The 15,529-nt window shown below is 69.2% G+C and carries 15 protein-coding genes; 13 read left to right on the top strand and 2 right to left on the bottom strand.

Annotated elements, in window-relative coordinates:
- Positions 1-34: 34 nt before the first annotated feature.
- The 3 genes from LQZ87_RS13340 to LQZ87_RS13350 are packed head-to-tail and all read left to right on the top strand — an operon-like array spanning position 35 to position 2,689.
- The gene (locus LQZ87_RS13340) at positions 35-1,669 is read left to right on the top strand and encodes a phospho-sugar mutase (protein WP_230103965.1); all 1,635 of its coding nucleotides are present in this window, start codon (positions 35-37) and stop codon (positions 1,667-1,669) included.
- Between the two features lie 26 nt (positions 1,670-1,695).
- Positions 1,696-2,391, top strand: a complete 696-nt coding sequence (locus tag LQZ87_RS13345) for a TSUP family transporter (protein WP_290368277.1) — start codon at positions 1,696-1,698, stop codon at positions 2,389-2,391.
- A 34-nt stretch (positions 2,392-2,425) separates the two neighbouring features.
- A complete protein-coding gene (locus LQZ87_RS13350; protein WP_230103933.1) occupies positions 2,426-2,689 on the top strand; it encodes an HPr family phosphocarrier protein in 264 nt (87 codons plus the stop codon).
- A gap of 120 nt (positions 2,690-2,809) precedes the next feature.
- On the opposite strand, the gene LQZ87_RS13355 is transcribed toward LQZ87_RS13350, so the two are convergent.
- A complete protein-coding gene (locus tag LQZ87_RS13355; protein ID WP_230103934.1) occupies positions 2,810-4,732 on the bottom strand; it encodes a PRD domain-containing protein in 1,923 nt (640 codons plus the stop codon).
- 144 nt (positions 4,733-4,876) lie between these two features.
- On the opposite strand from LQZ87_RS13355, the gene LQZ87_RS13360 reads away from it, so the two are divergent.
- The 10 genes from LQZ87_RS13360 (at position 4,877) to LQZ87_RS13405 (ending at position 14,348) form a co-directional block, all read left to right on the top strand.
- On the top strand, positions 4,877-5,227 hold the full coding sequence (locus LQZ87_RS13360; protein ID WP_230103935.1) for a hypothetical protein: 351 nt from the start codon (positions 4,877-4,879) through the stop codon (positions 5,225-5,227).
- Positions 5,224-5,502, top strand: a complete 279-nt coding sequence (locus LQZ87_RS13365; RefSeq protein ID WP_230103936.1) for an HPr family phosphocarrier protein — start codon at positions 5,224-5,226, stop codon at positions 5,500-5,502. The genes LQZ87_RS13360 and LQZ87_RS13365 overlap by 4 nt, the downstream gene beginning before the upstream one ends.
- A complete protein-coding gene (gene ptsP / locus LQZ87_RS13370) occupies positions 5,502-7,187 on the top strand; it encodes a phosphoenolpyruvate--protein phosphotransferase (protein WP_230103937.1) in 1,686 nt (561 codons plus the stop codon). Before LQZ87_RS13365 ends, ptsP begins: the two co-directional genes overlap by 1 nt.
- The gene (locus LQZ87_RS13375; RefSeq protein ID WP_230103938.1) at positions 7,184-8,746 is read left to right on the top strand and encodes a PTS mannitol transporter subunit IICB; all 1,563 of its coding nucleotides are present in this window, start codon (positions 7,184-7,186) and stop codon (positions 8,744-8,746) included. The genes ptsP and LQZ87_RS13375 overlap by 4 nt, the downstream gene beginning before the upstream one ends.
- Positions 8,747-8,815: 69 nt before the next feature.
- Positions 8,816-9,250 (top strand): PTS sugar transporter subunit IIA, encoded by a 435-nt coding sequence (locus tag LQZ87_RS13380; protein WP_230103966.1) that lies wholly within the window; start codon positions 8,816-8,818, stop codon positions 9,248-9,250.
- The gene (locus tag LQZ87_RS13385) at positions 9,247-10,392 is read left to right on the top strand and encodes a mannitol-1-phosphate 5-dehydrogenase (RefSeq protein ID WP_230103939.1); all 1,146 of its coding nucleotides are present in this window, start codon (positions 9,247-9,249) and stop codon (positions 10,390-10,392) included. Before LQZ87_RS13380 ends, LQZ87_RS13385 begins: the two co-directional genes overlap by 4 nt.
- A gap of 12 nt (positions 10,393-10,404) precedes the next feature.
- The gene (locus tag LQZ87_RS13390; RefSeq protein ID WP_230103940.1) at positions 10,405-11,694 is read left to right on the top strand and encodes an NAD(P)/FAD-dependent oxidoreductase; all 1,290 of its coding nucleotides are present in this window, start codon (positions 10,405-10,407) and stop codon (positions 11,692-11,694) included.
- Positions 11,691-12,644 (top strand): bile acid:sodium symporter family protein, encoded by a 954-nt coding sequence (locus LQZ87_RS13395; protein WP_230103941.1) that lies wholly within the window; start codon positions 11,691-11,693, stop codon positions 12,642-12,644. The genes LQZ87_RS13390 and LQZ87_RS13395 overlap by 4 nt, the downstream gene beginning before the upstream one ends.
- The gene (locus tag LQZ87_RS13400) at positions 12,641-13,606 is read left to right on the top strand and encodes an NAD-dependent epimerase/dehydratase family protein (protein ID WP_230103942.1); all 966 of its coding nucleotides are present in this window, start codon (positions 12,641-12,643) and stop codon (positions 13,604-13,606) included. Before LQZ87_RS13395 ends, LQZ87_RS13400 begins: the two co-directional genes overlap by 4 nt.
- Positions 13,607-13,616: 10 nt before the next feature.
- Positions 13,617-14,348, top strand: a complete 732-nt coding sequence (locus tag LQZ87_RS13405; protein ID WP_230103943.1) for an alpha/beta hydrolase — start codon at positions 13,617-13,619, stop codon at positions 14,346-14,348.
- 13 nt (positions 14,349-14,361) lie between these two features.
- Here the strand turns inward: LQZ87_RS13405 and LQZ87_RS13410 are convergent, their stop codons facing one another.
- Complete coding sequence (locus LQZ87_RS13410; protein ID WP_230103944.1) at positions 14,362-15,480, bottom strand: adenosine deaminase; 1,119 nt, start codon at positions 15,478-15,480, stop codon at positions 14,362-14,364.
- Positions 15,481-15,529: the final 49 nt, after the last annotated feature.

Below are 15,529 nucleotides of genomic sequence, written 5' to 3' on the forward strand. Positions count from 1 at the left end.
GGTGGACGCACGGCTCGCGCAGGCGCGGGCCTGGATGCGTCAGGATCCGGATGCCGAGACCCGCGACGAGCTCGCCGTGGTCATCACACGCGCGGCATCAGGGGACGCGGCAGCAGTCGCCGATCTCGACGACCGCTTCGGTGCGCGTCTGGAGTTCGGGACGGCCGGCCTGCGCGGAGAGCTCGGTGCCGGCAGCAACCGCATGAACCGCGTGCTCGTGGCGCAGGCGGCGGCGGGCTTCGCCGCCTATCTGCGTGAGCGTGCGGGCGACTCCACCGCGTCGGTCGTGATCGGCTACGACGGTCGCCGCAACTCTCGGCGTTTCGCGCTGGACTCCGCCGAGCTCTTCGCCGGTGCGGGCCTGCGCGCGATCCTGCTCCCCCGGCTGCTGCCGACGCCCGTGCTGGCGTTCGCCGTGCGCCACCTCGACGCTGACGCCGGTGTGATGGTCACCGCGAGCCACAACCCGCCGAACGACAACGGCTACAAGGTCTACCTCGGCGGCGCGGACTCCGGTTCGCAGATCGTCTCCCCCGTCGACGCCGAGATCGCCGCGCGCATCCAGCAGGTGGCGGATGCCGGTGACATCGGCACCCTCCCCCGCTCGACCGCGTACGAACTCGCCGGCGAGGACGTCGTCGAGGCCTATGTCAGCGCGACCGCGGCCGTAGCCCCTGCGCCGGAGTCCGCCAAGGGCATGACGTGGGTCTACACGGCGATGCACGGCGTCGGGTGGGAGACGTTCGCGCGGATCCTGGACGCCGCTGGCTACCCGCGCCCCAAGACCGTGGGCGAGCAGCTGAACCCCGATGCGATGTTCCGCACCGTTTCTTTCCCGAACCCGGAAGAGCCCGGCGCGATGGACCTGGCGTTCGCCGCCGGGCGACGCACCGGCGCGGACTTCATTCTGGCGAACGATCCGGATGCCGACCGCCTGGCCGTCGCGATCCCCGATGAGGCTGCGGAGGGCGGCTGGCGCCGCCTGAGCGGCAACGAGATCGGGCTGCTGCTGGGTGCGCGCGCCGCGCGCGCCGCCGAGGGCACACCGGGCGCTTCGCTCGCCTGCTCCCTCGTCTCCTCCCCAGGCCTCGGTGCGATCGCCGCGCACCACGGGCTCGATTTCCACGAGACGCTGACCGGGTTCAAATGGATCTCGCGAGCTCCGGGCATGGTTTTCGGCTACGAGGAGGCCCTCGGCTACCTCGTCAATCCCGAGACAGTGCGCGACAAGGACGGCATCTCAGCCGCGATCGCCGTGCTGGGTCTCGCTGCCGAAGCACGCGAGCGCGACGAGACGCTGGCGAGCCTCCTCGCCGACCTCGGCGAGACGTACGGGCACTTCGCGAGCGGGCAGGTGTCGGTTCGCGTCGACGACCTCTCGATCATCGGCAAGGTGATGCTCGCGCTGCGCACTCTCCCGCCCACGCGCATCGGCGAGACGCCGATCGCGTCCGCCGAGGACCTGATGGAGGCAGCGCCCGGCCAGCCCTCCGGCGATGTGCTGCGGTACACGCTGGCGGACGGCTCGCGCGTGATCGTGCGCCCTAGCGGCACAGAGCCCAAGCTGAAGTTCTACCTCGACGCCCAGGCCGCCTCCGTCGATCAGGCGAAGGCGACGGTCGAAGCGCTCGAGGCCGGTGTGCGGACGCTGCTGGAAGAGCGCTCCTGATCCTCGCCCTCGTCGGCGTCACCGCACTGGCGGCAGGGGTCATCCAGCGTGTCACCGGCCTGGCCTTCGTGCTCGTTCTCATCGGTCCGATCGTGCTCGTGTACGGTCCGGTCGAAGGCGTGACGCTGGCCGTGCTGCTCGCCGTGATCGCCTCGGCGATGGCGCTGCCGTCGGCATGGCGGGATATCGACTGGGGACGAGCTCTCTGGCTGCTCGGAGCCGGGCTGGTCGCGGCACCCTTCGGCGCTCTGCTCGCCAGGCTGCTGCCGGAGCCCGCCCTGCTGTTCGCGATCGCGGCGATGGCGATCATCGCTCTGCTCGGGCCACGGGCGAGTGGTCCCGCCGCTGCCGCGCTACGCGGTCGCCGAGGCGCGATCGCCGCGGGTGCCATCGCCGGATTCATGCACAGTTCGAGCGGGCTGTCCGGTCCGGCACTGGCCGCCTATGCAATTGCCGACCACTGGGAGCAGCGACGCTTCGCCGCGAGCGCTCAGGTGATATTCCTCGGATACGGTGCGACCTCAGTGCTGTTGCGCGGGCTCCCGGACACCCCCGCGTGGGAGGTGCTCGTACTCGGCGTGTGCACGGCGATCGGCATCATCGGCGGCTCGGTGCTCACTCGCGTCGTCCCCGTCCCGCTGGCTCGAGCGGTGATGCTGTGGTGCGCATGGATCGGAGCCCTGGTGGTGCTGGTGCGTGCGGTCGTCGCCGTCGCGCAATGAGCCCCCGGTAGCATCTCTCGAAAGGGAGGCCGCGATGCCGATCAGACAGGTCGTGATCAGCGCACACGACGGTATGCACGCACGTCCTGTCGCTGACCTGGCGCGTCTGGCGCTCGCTCATCCCGATCCGGTCACCCTGACGACAGCATCCGGAGCGACCGTCGACGTCGGCAGCGTCCTCGCCGTCATGGACCTCGCCCTCGGCCCCGGCGATGCGGTGCGGCTCGAGACCGCCGAGTCTGCGACTGCAGACAGCGTCCTCGATGCGATGGCCGGAATTCTCGATCCGCGCAGCTGATCGTTCGCGCGGCTCTTCCCTGCCCGCGCTGCAGAAATGTCGGCCGCGTGAACAGGATTCGGCAGCGCGAACCAGGATTGAGCCGCGGTAACAGGATCCAGCAGCGCGGACCGATCGCACTCAGCCGTCGATGACGGCGACGAGCTCGTCGAGGAACGCCTCGAACGTCGTCCCACGGCGGACGATCCGCTGCACGCTGTCGCGCTCGCTGAACACCTCGACGAGCTGCTCGAACACGGTCTGGAACGCGGTGCGATCGCTTTCGCTGAAGGCCGCGAGCGCGACGACCTGCACGCGCCCGTCCCCCCAGGCCACCGAGCCATCGGCGACACCGATCGCGATCGCGGTGCGTTCGGCGGTCATCTGCAGCGCGTGCGGCACGGCCAGGGCGTCGGTGAACGCCGTCGACGACATCCGTTCACGGACGATCGTGTTCTCCACGTAGTCGTCGCCGATGAGCCCGGATGCCGTGAGCATGCCGCCCAGGCGCCGGATCACGGACTCCTCGCCCTCGTCGGGCAACGGGTGCAGGTACGCATCGGGAGAGAAGTACCGTGAGAGCTCCTCGCGCAGCCGGTTCAGGCGGCGTCCGCGGCGGATGCGCGCGGCGGTCTGCGTCACGCGCTCGACATCGGCGTCCGTGAGGAACGGCTGGATGCGCACGTACCGCTCGCCGCTCGCCCCGGGGTCGATCGTGGTGAGCACGAGGTCGGTGTCGATGCTCTTCCAGTCCGGGTCGACGGTCGTGACGACGCCGGTGACCTCGACCGATGACCCGAGCGACCGGTCGACGCTCGAGCGCAGCAGTTCGTGCAGTTCGTAGTAGCCGGGGCAGACGATCGTGGCGGTGAGGATCGACTCCGCCTTGCGGCTGCGCTCCAGGCGCCCGCCGATGTGCATCGCGATGTACGCGATCTCGTCGTCGTGGATCGGGGCGCCGAGGCGGTCGTGCAGCCCGCTGGCGATGGAGACGGCGACCTCGAAGATCATCGGATACGACGACTTCAGCGAGCGGGTGAGCGGGTTGCGCGTCCATGCCTGCTCCTCGGCGCGGCGCAGCAGGTTCTGCACGTGGAGCGCGAGCCGGAGGATGAACTTCTCATCGACGAGATCGACCTGATAGTCGGCTGCGGCCTGCACGATCTCCGCCCTGACCGCCGCCTCGATCCCGGGATCCACGCCGCTGCGCACGGCACCGGCAGCGGCATCCTGTCCTGGCGCGATCGCGCGCGTGAGCACCAGCGTCGCGAGATGCGCGCTGTCGCCCTCGCCCAGCGTGACACCGAAGTGCTCCGCCGCGAGGTCGCGGATCACGCCGCCGAGCTTGGGGATCTCCTCCCACGTGCCGGCGACGGGCGTCTCGAGAGCGCGACCGGCGGAGACCCGGTCGGCTGCGATCGCGATGTGCAGCAGCACATCCGAGATCGCCAGCTCGTTGACGTAGTACCCGAGCGCGCCGAGCTCGCGGACGAGCGCGGTCTTGAACGGGCCGACGGCGTGCGCGGCGACGGTCGTGCCCGTGAGAGCCCGTCGGATGCTCTCGGGGTGGAAAGACCCGGCATCCATCTCGTCGTGCGCGAGACGGCTCAGCAGGCGGCGCTGGGCGACCTCCGCACCGCGCAGCCGCACGGTCTCGCGGTCGCGCTCCAGACGCAGTTCCATTCCGTCGAGCAGCCCGCGCACCCGGGCTAGATCCGACTCCAGGGTCGCCTCGCTGACGTGCATGCGATCGGCGGTCTCGTAGACATCGATGCCGTCCGAGGCGTCGAGCAGCAGGCGCACGAGGGCGTGCAGGCGGTCACGCGGTGCCGATTCGCCCGTCAGCCTGGCGCGCAGCGCGTCATGCGCACCGGACCCTGCCCGGTAGCCGGCCGGCCCGGACTCGACGGCGTCGGCCTCGGCGGTGCGGGCGTTGAGCGCTGCGACATACGAGCGGATGCTGCGCGGTGTCACGCCCAGCACATCGGCCAGGCTCGCGGCTGTCGCCCACTCGTCCTGCCGGAGCAGGGTCTGCAGGAGCCGGTCCTGACGCTGTCGCGACATGGTCTCCATGATGCCAGCACCGCGCCGTTCGGAGGGCGAAAGGCGATGTTCCGCAGGGGCGGAAAGGAACATGGTGGCACCCCTCTCAGCCGTTTCCCAGAATGGGAGAAGCCTCGGTGAAGTGCGAAGGGTGAGGTGGCATCGATGAGGATCCTTGTGGTGTGCGGCGCCGGCGCGTCCAGCACCTTCGTCGCCCAGCGACTGCGGCACGCGGCATCCGCGGCCGGTCGTGACTGGGAGGCGACGGCCGGCACGGAGAGCACGATCGCGTCCGCGTTCGCGGACCTCGTCCTCGTCGGCCCGCATCTGGCCGACGGGATCGACGCCATCCGCGCCGCGGCGCAGGTTCCCGTCGTCGTGCTGCCGGAAGACGTCTTCGGAGACCGCGACGGCACGCGAACCCTGGCGCTCGTCGAGGCCGCGCTGACTGATTCCCCCCTGGCTGATTCCCCCCTGACTGATTCCCCACCGTCCACCGCGAAAGGAACATCATGACCGAGATCTCCCGCACCGTCCGCATCGGCTCCTCGCACGGGCTCCACGCCCGCCCCGCGAAGCTCTTCGCGCAGGCTGCGAAGGAGGCCGGCATCCCCGTCACGATCGCGAAGGGCGACGGCAGGCCGGTCAACGCCGCCAGCATCCTCGGCGTCATCGCCCTCGCGGTCGAGCACGGCGACTACGTCACGCTCACGGCCGATGGCGACGGCGCGGAGACCGTGATCGACACGCTCACCGAGCTCCTGACGACCGACCACGACCAGGAGTCGTGATGGCCGAGATCCGTGGCGTGGGCATCGGGCAGGGCGTCGCCCAGGGGCCCGTGGTCCGCATGGCCGAGGCGCTCCCCGCGCCGGAGCAGAGACCCACCACGATCGGTGCTGACGCCGAACGCGCCCGTGCACGCGAGGCGGTCACCGTTGTGGCGGCCGAACTGCAGCAGCGCGCCGAGACCGCCGGCGGATCGGCGCAGGAGGTGCTCGAGGCCCAGGCGATGATCGCCGAGGACCCGACGCTCCAGGACGAGGTCGACACCAGGATCGACGACGGCAGCACAGCCGAATGGGCCGTTCATGACGCGTTCGCCGGATTCCGCGCGACGCTCGAAGCCGTCGGCGGCTACCTCGGCGAGCGCGCCGCCGATCTGGACGACATCGCTCAGCGCGTTCTCGCGCACCTCCGCGGCGTCGATGCACCCGGAGTCCCCGACCCCGGTCACCCCTTCGTCCTCGTCGCGCGTGACCTCGCTCCGGCGGACACGGCGCTGCTGAAGCTCGACCAGGTGCTCGCCCTGATCACGACCGACGGCGGCCCCACGTCGCACACGGCGATCCTCGCCCGCGAGAAGGGCATCGTCGCGATCGTCGGCGCCGCAGACGCCGCAGCGCTCGAGAACGGCACGACCGTGATCGTGGATGCCGCATCCGGCACCGTCACGACCGATCCATCGGCGGACCAGCTCGAGCGCGCAGCCGAGCGGGCTGCGGCCCGCGCAGCCGCCGTCGACGCTCCGCCCTCCCCCGGTTCCCTCGCCGACGGCACGGCGGTCGCCCTGCTCGCGAACCTCGGCAAACCGGCCGATGCGGCCGACGCCGTGGCGCGCGGCGCGGAGGGCGTCGGCCTGTTCCGCACCGAGTTCCTGTTCCTCTCGGCATCCCAGGCGCCGACGGTCGCCGAGCAGCGGACCTCCTACACCGAGCTCCTGGCCGCCTTCCCCGGCAAGAAGGTCGTCGTTCGCATGCTGGATGCCGGTGCCGACAAGCCCCTGGCGTTCCTCAACGACGCGCACGAGGAGAATCCAGCCCTTGGCTTGCGCGGCCTGCGGTCTCTGCGCGCCAGCGAGGACATCCTGCGAGAGCAGCTCACGGCGCTCGCCGAGGCGGATGCTGCGACCTCGGCCGACCTGTGGGTCATGGCGCCGATGGTGACCACGGTCGAGGAGACGAAGTACTTCACCGACCTCGCCCGCGAGTACGGGCTGAAGACGGCAGGCGTCATGGTCGAGGTGCCGGCGAGCGCGCTGCTGGCCGACCGGGTGCTCGCGCACGCGGACTTCGCCTCCATCGGCACGAACGACCTCACCCAGTACACGATGGCGGCAGACCGCATGCTCGGCTCCGTCGCCTCGTTCCAGAACCCGTGGCACCCTGCGGTGCTGCGTCTGGTGGGTGAGGTCGGCTCGGCCGGAGCGCGAACCGGCAAGCCGGTCGGCGTCTGCGGCGAGGCCGCAGCCGATCCGCTGCTCGCGCTGGTCCTCGTCGGTCTCGGCATCACGAGCCTGTCCATGGCTCCTGCTGCGCTGGCCGACGTGCGGCTCGCGCTCTCCGAACGCACCCTCGACGAGGCGCGCAGCCTCGCCGAGATCGCACTGGCTGCGGACGACGCAGCCGGTGCACGCAACGCCGTGGCAGAAGCCGTCACGGCCCTACCCTCACACCAGAAAGAGACGACATCATGACGACGACGTCAACGGCCGCCCCGAATCGTGGCGGCATCCGCGTGGGCGTGCAGAAGTTCGGCACGTTCCTGTCCGGCATGGTCATGCCGAACATCGCGGCCTTCATCGCGTGGGGTTTCATCACCGCGCTTTTCATCCCTGACGGCTGGCTGGGCAGCAACAGCCCCGTCGAATCCTGGCGCTGGGCGGATTCCGCCATCCTCGGCGGCGGGACCATCGGCGATGTCGACTACCCCGGCCTCGTCGGCCCGATCATCACGTACCTGCTGCCGATCCTGATCGCCTTCACCGGTGGTCGGATGGTGCACGGACACCGTGGCGGTGTCGTCGGCGCCGTCGCCGCGATGGGTGTCATCAGCGGCGCTGCCGGCACCGTGATGTTCCTCGGCGCCATGATCGCCGGCCCCCTCACCGCCCTCGTCCTGAAGTGGGTCGAGAAGCCGTGGCAGGGCAGGATCAAGCCGGGCTTCGAGATGCTGGTCGACAACTTCTCAGCAGGTTTCGTGGCGTTCTTCATGGCGCTGGCGTCGTTCTTCTGGCTGGCGCCGATCATGCGGTGGCTCACCGACATCCTCGGCGGCGCCGTCGGATGGCTCGTCGAGACCGGCCTGCTTCCGCTGGCGAGCATCATCGTCGAGCCGGCCAAGGTGCTGTTCCTGAACAACGCGATCAACCACGGCGTGTTCACTCCGCTCGGCACCGAGCAGGTGCAGGATGTCGGACGCAGCCTGCTCTTCCTGGTCGAGGCCAACCCCGGCCCCGGTGCGGGACTCCTGCTGGCGATCACCGTCTTCGGCGTCGGCGTCGCCCGCGCGACCGCTCCCGGTGCGTTCATCATCCAGTTCCTCGGCGGCATCCACGAGGTCTACTTCCCGTACGTGCTGGCCAAGCCCATGCTCATCCTCGGCCTGATGGCCGGTGGCGCGACCGGTGTCGCGACGAACATGATCTTCCAGTCCGGCCTCGTAGCCCCCGCCGCTCCTGGGTCGATCTTCGCAGTCCTCATCCAGACCGCACCGGGCAGCCACCTCGGCGTCATCTGCTCGGTCGTGTTCTCCGCAGCTGTGACGTTCGCGATCTGCGCACCGATCCTGCTCGCTTCGCGCAAGCGGGATATCGCGGCAGAAGCGGCCACCGGCGACCCTCTCGCAGCCGCGATCGCGAAGACCGAGGCGAACAAGGGCAAGTCGTCCAGCACGCTCTCGAACCTCGCGGCCACGGCAACCGCCACCGGTGCGGCGGCCACGGCAGTGGCGACCGCACCGATCCAGAACATCGTGTTCGCGTGCGACGCGGGCATGGGGTCGTCCGCGATGGGTGCGAGCGTGCTGCGCAACAAGCTCAAGAAGGCGGGCATCGAGGACGTCACCGTCACCAACGCGGCCATCGCGAACCTCGACGGCACGGCCGACCTGGTGATCACCCAGCAGCAGCTCACCGACCGGGCGAAGGGCAAGTCCGCGAACTCGATCCATGTCTCCGTCGACAACTTCATGAATGCGCCGCAGTATGAAGAGGTCGTCGAGATGGTGCGCGAGCAGAAGGAATCCGGCGAGTAATCCCTTTCGGTGGGCGGATGCCGCGGCATCCGCCCACCGATTCCATCGACAGCAAACGAAGGAGACATGATGGGCGTTCTCACGATCGGCCAGGTCCGCATCCACTCGGGAAGCGCGACGCAGGAGCAGGCGCTGCAGGAGGCGACGGACATCCTCGTCGCCGCTGGCGCCGTCACCCCCGCCTACGTCGACGCGATGCGTCAGCGCGAGGAGACGGTGTCGACCTTCATGGGAGCGGGCCTCGCCATCCCGCACGGCACGAACGAGACCAAGGATGCGATCCTCGCCTCCGGTCTGTCCGTCGTCCGGTACGACGGCGGCGTCGACTGGGCGGGTGACGACGTGAACTTCGTGATCGGCATCGCCGGACGTGGCGACGAGCACCTCGAGATCCTCTCGCAGATCGCGATCCTGTTCTCCGACGAGGACGACGTCGCGAAGCTCAACGCCGCCCAGACCCCGGATGAACTGTTCGCGCTCCTGTCGGCGGTGAACGAAGGATGAAGGCCGTCCACTTCGGCGCCGGGAACATCGGGCGCGGCTTCGTCGGTCTTCTGCTGCACGAGGGCGGCTACGAGCTGGTCTTCTCCGACGTCGCCGGCGCGCTGGTGGACGCCATCAACGCAACTGACTCCTACACGGTCCACGAGGCGGGTCCCGGCGGGGTCGACCGGGTCGTGACCGGGTACCGCGCGGTGAACAGCGCGGAGAACCCGGATGCCGTGGCAGACCAAGTCGCCACCGCCGACGTCGTCACGTGCGCTGTCGGACCGACGGTGCTGCGTTTCATCGCCCCCGCGATCGCCGCCGGGCTCGCCCGCCGCGACCCCGCACTGCCGAAGCTGCAGATCATGGCGTGCGAGAACGCGATCGGCGCCACAGATCAACTGCGTGCAGAGATCGAGAAGCTCGATCCGGCCGCCGCCGATCGCGCCGTCTTCGCGAACACCGCCGTCGACCGCATCGTCCCCGCCCAGCCAGAGGGCTCAGGCGTCGACGTCACGGTCGAGCCGTACTACGAGTGGGCGATCGAGTCCGGTCCCTTCGGCGAGGATCTGCCGAACATCCCCGGTGCGCACTTCGTCGACGACCTGGCGCCGTTCATCGAGCGCAAGCTCTTCACCGTCAACACCGGTCACGCCGCGACCGCCTACTTCGGCGCGCAGGCCGGCATCGAGCGGATCTCCGATGCCCTCGCCTCCCCCTCGATCGCCGCCCGCGTCAGCGCTGCGCTCGAGGAGACCAGTGCGATGCTCTCGGCCGTGCACGGGCTGGACCCCGACGAGCTCGCCGCATACCGTGCGAAGATCCTCGACCGGTTCCGCAACCCGGAGCTCGTCGACACCGTGCAGCGCGTCGGCCGGCAGCCGTTGCGCAAGCTGTCCAGGCACGAGCGCTTCATCGGCCCGGCCTCGCAGGCGGCGGAACACGGACTGTCGACGTCGGCCCTCGTCGCTGCGATCGCCGCCACCGTCGCGTTCGACGATCCGGCCGACGAGCAGTCCGTCGAACTGCAGCGGATGCTGCGGTCCGACGACGCGGATACGCTGACGGCGACTGTCACCGGTCTCGAGCCGGAGCACCCCCTCTTCGGCGCCGTGCACGACGTCTTCGCGGCACGGCAGCAGGAGCTGCGCACGCTCTGACAGAATCTCCCCATGAGCAGGTACGCCGTCATCGGCGCTGGCCCATCAGGGCTGGCAGCAGCGCGGGCGCTGCAGAAGCAGGGCATCGACGTCGAGGGCTTCGAGGCGTCGCACGGCGTCGGCGGCCTCTGGGACATCACGAACCCGCGCAGCTCGATGTACGAGTCGGCTCACCTGATCTCGTCTCGCACGACCACGGAGTTCGCCGAGTTCCCGATGCGGTCGGACGTCGACTACCCGAGTCACGCGGTTCTGCTCGAGTACTTCCGTTCCTACGCCGATCACTTCGGCCTGACGCCGCTGTTCCGCTTCGACACCAGGGTGACCCGGCTCGAGCCGCAGGGCTGCGGGTGGGATCTCACCGCGATGGGCCCTGACGGCGAGCAGACCCGCTGGTACGCCGGAGTCATCCTGGCGAACGGCACCCTGTCGGAGCCGAACTCTCCGACGTTCGCCGGAGAGTTCAGCGGCGAGATCAGGCACACGCACTTCTACAAGAGTGCGCGCGAGCTCGACGGCAAACGCGTGCTCATCGTCGGGGCGGGCAATTCGGGGTGCGACATCGCCGTGGATGCCGTGCACCACGCGGCATCCGTCGACATGAGCGTGCGCCGGGGATACTATTTCGTCCCGCGGTACCTGTTCGGCCGCCCGAGCGACACCCTCAACCAGGGGCGTCCCCTGCCTGCACGCTTGAAACAGGCCGTGGACTCACGCGTGCTGAAGGCCTTCACCGGCGACCCTGTCAGGTTCGGGTTCCCGAAGCCCGACTACCGGATCTACGAATCCCACCCGATCGTGAACACCATGGTGCTGAACCACCTCGGCCAGGGCGACCTGCGCATCCGAGGCGATGTCGAACGATTCGACGGCGAGACCGTGCACTTCCGGGGCGGCGGCTCAGGCGACTTCGACCTCGTTCTGCTGGCGACCGGCTACACGCTCGATTACCCGTTCGTGAATCGCGCGCACCTGTCGTGGCATTCCGCGTCGCCGCGGCTGTTCCTCAACATCTTCCCCGCGTCGTTCAACGGGCTGTACGTGATGGGCATGGTCGAGGCCTCGGGTCTGGGCTGGCAAGGGCGCTACGAGCAGGCCGAGCTGCTGGCGGCTTATCTCGACGCGGTGGAGAACGATCCGGGCCGTGCCCAGCGCTTCCGCGAACGGGTCACGCGCAGCCCCTGGCCGGACGTCACAGGCGGCTACCGCTATCTCGCCCTGGATCGCATGGCGTACTACGTCAACAAGGACGCGTACCGCGGCGCGGTGAAGGCTGAGCGCCGGACGATGGAGGCGCCGTGAACGTCGACGACATCGTCCTGAGCTTCACACCGGTGTCTCTCACGCTGCTGAACGTCGTCCTCGGGCTGATCATGCTCGGGATAGCTCTGGACACGGCGCCCGGCGACTTCCGCGTGGTGGCGAAGCATCCCAAGCCCTTCATCATCGCGATCCTCGCCCAGCTGCTCCTGCTGCCCGTGGTGACCTTCGCTCTGACGCTCGTGCTGCCGGTGACGGCATCCATGGCGATGGGCATGATCCTCGTGGCGTGCTGTCCGCCGGGGAACATCTCGCAGGTGCTCACGCACCGTTCCGGGGGCAACGTGGCGCTGTCGGTGTCGATGACCGCTGTGGGAAACCTGCTCTACATCGTTGCGATGCCGCTGAGCATCGCATTCTGGGGCTCACTGCACCCCTCCGCGAGCACCGTGCTGGAGAAAGTGTCGCTCGATCCGGTGAAGATGCTTCTCGAGATCGTCCTGATCATCGGGCTTCCGTTCGCCGTCGGTCTGTTCGTGCGCGCCAAGCTGCCGCGGATCGCCGAGAAGGCGCATCCCTTCGTCAAGTGGTTCAGTCTGCTCGCCCTGGTCGGCTTCATCACCGTGGCGCTGGTGGGCAACTGGTCGGTGTTCGTCAGCGTGCTCGGAATCATCGTCCTCGTGGTGACCGTGCACGACGCCGTCGCGCTCGCGCTCGGCTACGGCACGGCAGTGGCCGGGGGCCTGGGCACGCGGGAGCGCAAGGCGATGACGTTCGAGGTCGGCATCCGCAACGCCGGGCTGGGCCTCGGCATCGTCTTCGCCTTCTTCGACGGACTCGGCGGCATGGCCATCGTCGCCGGGTGGTGGGGCATCTGGGACATCGTCGCCGGGCTCATCGTCGCGAGCCTGTGGGCGCGGCACACCCGGCGCCGCACCGGCTCCCCCGCCGGAGACGCCAGCGGGCGCAGCACCCTGGAGACATCCTCGTGAGGCGCGTCCTCATCACGGGCGGGAGCGGGTTCCTCGGCGCCCACGTCGCCGGCATGCTGGCTGCACGCGAAGACGTCGAGCTCGTCGTGTCGGCGGATCTGCGCGAAGAGCCGGAACGCGAAGGCATCCGCTCGGTGCGGATGTACTCGGTGCGGATGGATGTGACGGATGCTGAGAACATCGCGCGCGTGCTCGGCGAGTATCGCATCGACACCGTCGTGCACCTCGCCGCGATCGTGAACCCCGGCGCCGACGTCGACCTCGAGTACCGGGTCGACGTCACCGGCACGGCGAACGTGCTCGCGGCGTGCGTCGGCACCGGTGTGGTGCGCATCGTCGTGTCGAGTTCGGGTGCGGCGTACGGCTACCACCCCGACAGCCCGGAATGGATCGACGAGACTCAGCCGCTGCGCGGCAACGATGTGTTCCCGTACTCGCGCCACAAGCGCCTCGTAGAGGAGATGCTGGCCGAGCACCGCCGCACGCATCCCGAACTCGAGCAGGTGATCTTCCGGATCGGCACGATCCTCGGCCCCGATGTGCGCAATCAGATCACGGCACTGTGGGATGGCCGGCGCATCCTGCGGATCACGGGCTCCGACTCCCCGTTCGTGTTCGCCTGGGTCGACGACGTCGCCGCAGCGTTCGCCCGCGCCGCGACCGACGGGCCACCAGGAATCTACAATGTGGCCGGCGACGGCAGTTTGACGGTGCCGCAGATCGCTGCTCGGTTGGGCAAGCCGCTGCTCACCATCCCCGCGTGGGCGCTGGTTATCGCGCTCAGCGTGGGCCGGATGCTGCGGCTGACGCCGCACGGCCCGGAGAAGGTCGTCTTCCTGCGCTATCGGCCGGTGCTGGCGAACGGACGGCTGAAGACGGAGTTCGGCTTCACGCCGTCACGCACGAGCGCGGAGGCGTTCGAGGAGTACCTGACGACGCATCCGGGGGTGGGACGGGCGTAGCGTGGGCGGCGTGAAGAAGAAGCGGTCCGTCCTGCGCTGGACCCTGTGGGGCCTTGTCGCGGTCCTCGTCCTCGCGATCGGCGGCACACTCGTCTGGACGCAGGTCGGGGTCATGCCCGCCGAAGAGGGGCCGCTGGAGAGCGCGCGGAACAACGCGAGCATCACGATCGAGGACGCACCGGAGGGCATCGTCCTCACCCCGGCCGACGGCGACTCGGATGCCGGTCTGGTCTTCATCCCCGGAGCCAAGGTCGATCCGTGGGCCTACGTCGCCATGCTGCAGGGCGTCGCCGAAGAGGGGAAGACCGTGGTCATCACGCGCCCGTGGCTGAACCTCGCCTTCTTCGATCCGCGCGGCCTCGACGCGTTCACGAGCGCGGCGCCGGAGGTCGACACCTGGGCGGTGGGCGGCCATTCGCTCGGCGGCGTGCGAGCGTGCCAGCTGGCCCCGGATGCCGGTGCGCTGGTGCTGTTCGGCTCATACTGCTCGAACGATCTCTCAGGCTCCGACCTTGATGTACTGAGCCTGGCGGGGAGCGAGGACGGCCTGTCGACGCCCGAGAAGATCGCCGACGCCCGGCACCTGCTCCCGGCTGACGCCGACCTCGTCGAGATCGACGGCGCCTCGCACGCGTCGTTCGGCGACTACGGTCCGCAGAGCGGCGACGGCACCCCGACGATCTCCGACGGCGAGATGCACAGCACGGTCACGGAACTGCTCGTCCCGTTCCTGCAGGGATGACCTGCGCGGTCGGTCAGCGGCTCTGGAAGCCCTCGGCGATCATCTCGACGAGCTCCTCGCGCTCCTCGACAGGCAGGAACGTCGCGGCGGCCGCGTTGAACTGGAACGTCTCCAGGTCGTCGAGGTCGTACCCGAAGGCGTCGACGAGCAGGGCGAGCTCACGGGTGAGCGAGGTGCCGCTCATCGTGCGGTTGTCGACGTTCACGGTGACGGCGAAGCCCAACTGATAGAGCAGATCGAACGGGTGGTCGGCGAGTTCGGTGCCCCAGGCCTCGATCGCGCCGGTGTGCACGTTCGACGAGGGCGAGAGCTCGAGCGGAACTTCCCTGTCGCGAACCCAACGGGCGAGATCGCCGAACTTGACCTGGACCTCTTCGCCGTCGCGCCCCATGACCTCGAGGTCGGAGACGATGCGCACGCCGTGGCCGAGGCGCAGAGCACGACCATCCAGCAGCGCACTGCGGATCGAGGCCAAGCCAGCGGCCTCACCGGCATGAACGGTGACGGGCATGAAGTTCGCCGCCAGCAGCTCGAAGGCCTCACGGTGATCGGAGGCCGGGAACCCGTCCTCCGGGCCCGCGATGTCGAAGCCGACAACGCCGTCGTCGCGGTGATCGAGCGCGAGCTCGGCGATCTCGAGGGCGCGGTCGTTCTGTCGCATGGCGCTGAGGATCTGACCGACCCGGATGCTGCGACCGGAGCGGTCAGCGGCATCCTCGCCCTCCTCGATCCCCTGCTGCACGGCGTCGACGGCGTCGTCGAGCGACAGGCCGCCTGCCAGGTGCTGCTCCGGCGCCCACCGCATCTCGCCGTAGATCACGCCGTCGTCGGCGAGGTCCTCGACGAACTCCCGCGCGATGCGGGTCAGTCCCTCGGCCGTCTGCATGACTCCGACCGTGAAGTCGAACGTCTTCAGATACTTCACGAGGGATCCGGAGTCGGCCTGCGCGGTGAACCAGTCGCCGAGCGCATCGCCGGAGCCTGCGGGCAGCTCGAGTCCGATCTCCTCGGCGAGCTCGACCACTGTAGCGGGGCGCACAGCGCCGTCGAGGTGGTCGTGCAGCGAGATCTTGGGCAGCGAGCGCAGCGAAACGCCCTGGATCTTCACGTCACCGTCAGGTGCGATCGACATGGAACCTCGTCCTCTCAGAAGCGGAGCGCGCTCTCACGCGCGCTACAGC

Origin of the sequence: Microbacterium sp. Bi121, from assembly GCF_918698005.1 — a bacterium.
Classification (GTDB): domain Bacteria; phylum Actinomycetota; class Actinomycetes; order Actinomycetales; family Microbacteriaceae; genus Microbacterium.

What these genes read in the sequence shown, in the direction of transcription:
- LQZ87_RS13385 (WP_230103939.1), top strand. Translation starts at nt 9,247, where the DNA reads ATGAAGGCCGTCCACTTCGGCGCCGGGAACATCGGGCGCGGCTTCGTC.
- LQZ87_RS13350 (WP_230103933.1), top strand. Translation starts at nt 2,426, where the DNA reads ATGCCGATCAGACAGGTCGTGATCAGCGCACACGACGGTATGCACGCA.
- LQZ87_RS13390 (WP_230103940.1), top strand. Translation starts at nt 10,405, where the DNA reads ATGAGCAGGTACGCCGTCATCGGCGCTGGCCCATCAGGGCTGGCAGCA.
- LQZ87_RS13375 (WP_230103938.1), top strand. Translation starts at nt 7,184, where the DNA reads ATGACGACGACGTCAACGGCCGCCCCGAATCGTGGCGGCATCCGCGTG.
- LQZ87_RS13410 (WP_230103944.1), bottom strand. Translation starts at nt 15,480, where the DNA reads ATGTCGATCGCACCTGACGGTGACGTGAAGATCCAGGGCGTTTCGCTG.
- LQZ87_RS13380 (WP_230103966.1), top strand. Translation starts at nt 8,816, where the DNA reads ATGGGCGTTCTCACGATCGGCCAGGTCCGCATCCACTCGGGAAGCGCG.
- LQZ87_RS13360 (WP_230103935.1), top strand. Translation starts at nt 4,877, where the DNA reads ATGAGGATCCTTGTGGTGTGCGGCGCCGGCGCGTCCAGCACCTTCGTC.
- ptsP (WP_230103937.1), top strand. Translation starts at nt 5,502, where the DNA reads ATGGCCGAGATCCGTGGCGTGGGCATCGGGCAGGGCGTCGCCCAGGGG.
- LQZ87_RS13365 (WP_230103936.1), top strand. Translation starts at nt 5,224, where the DNA reads ATGACCGAGATCTCCCGCACCGTCCGCATCGGCTCCTCGCACGGGCTC.
- LQZ87_RS13340 (WP_230103965.1), top strand. Translation starts at nt 35, where the DNA reads ATGCGTCAGGATCCGGATGCCGAGACCCGCGACGAGCTCGCCGTGGTC.
- LQZ87_RS13355 (WP_230103934.1), bottom strand. Translation starts at nt 4,732, where the DNA reads ATGTCGCGACAGCGTCAGGACCGGCTCCTGCAGACCCTGCTCCGGCAG.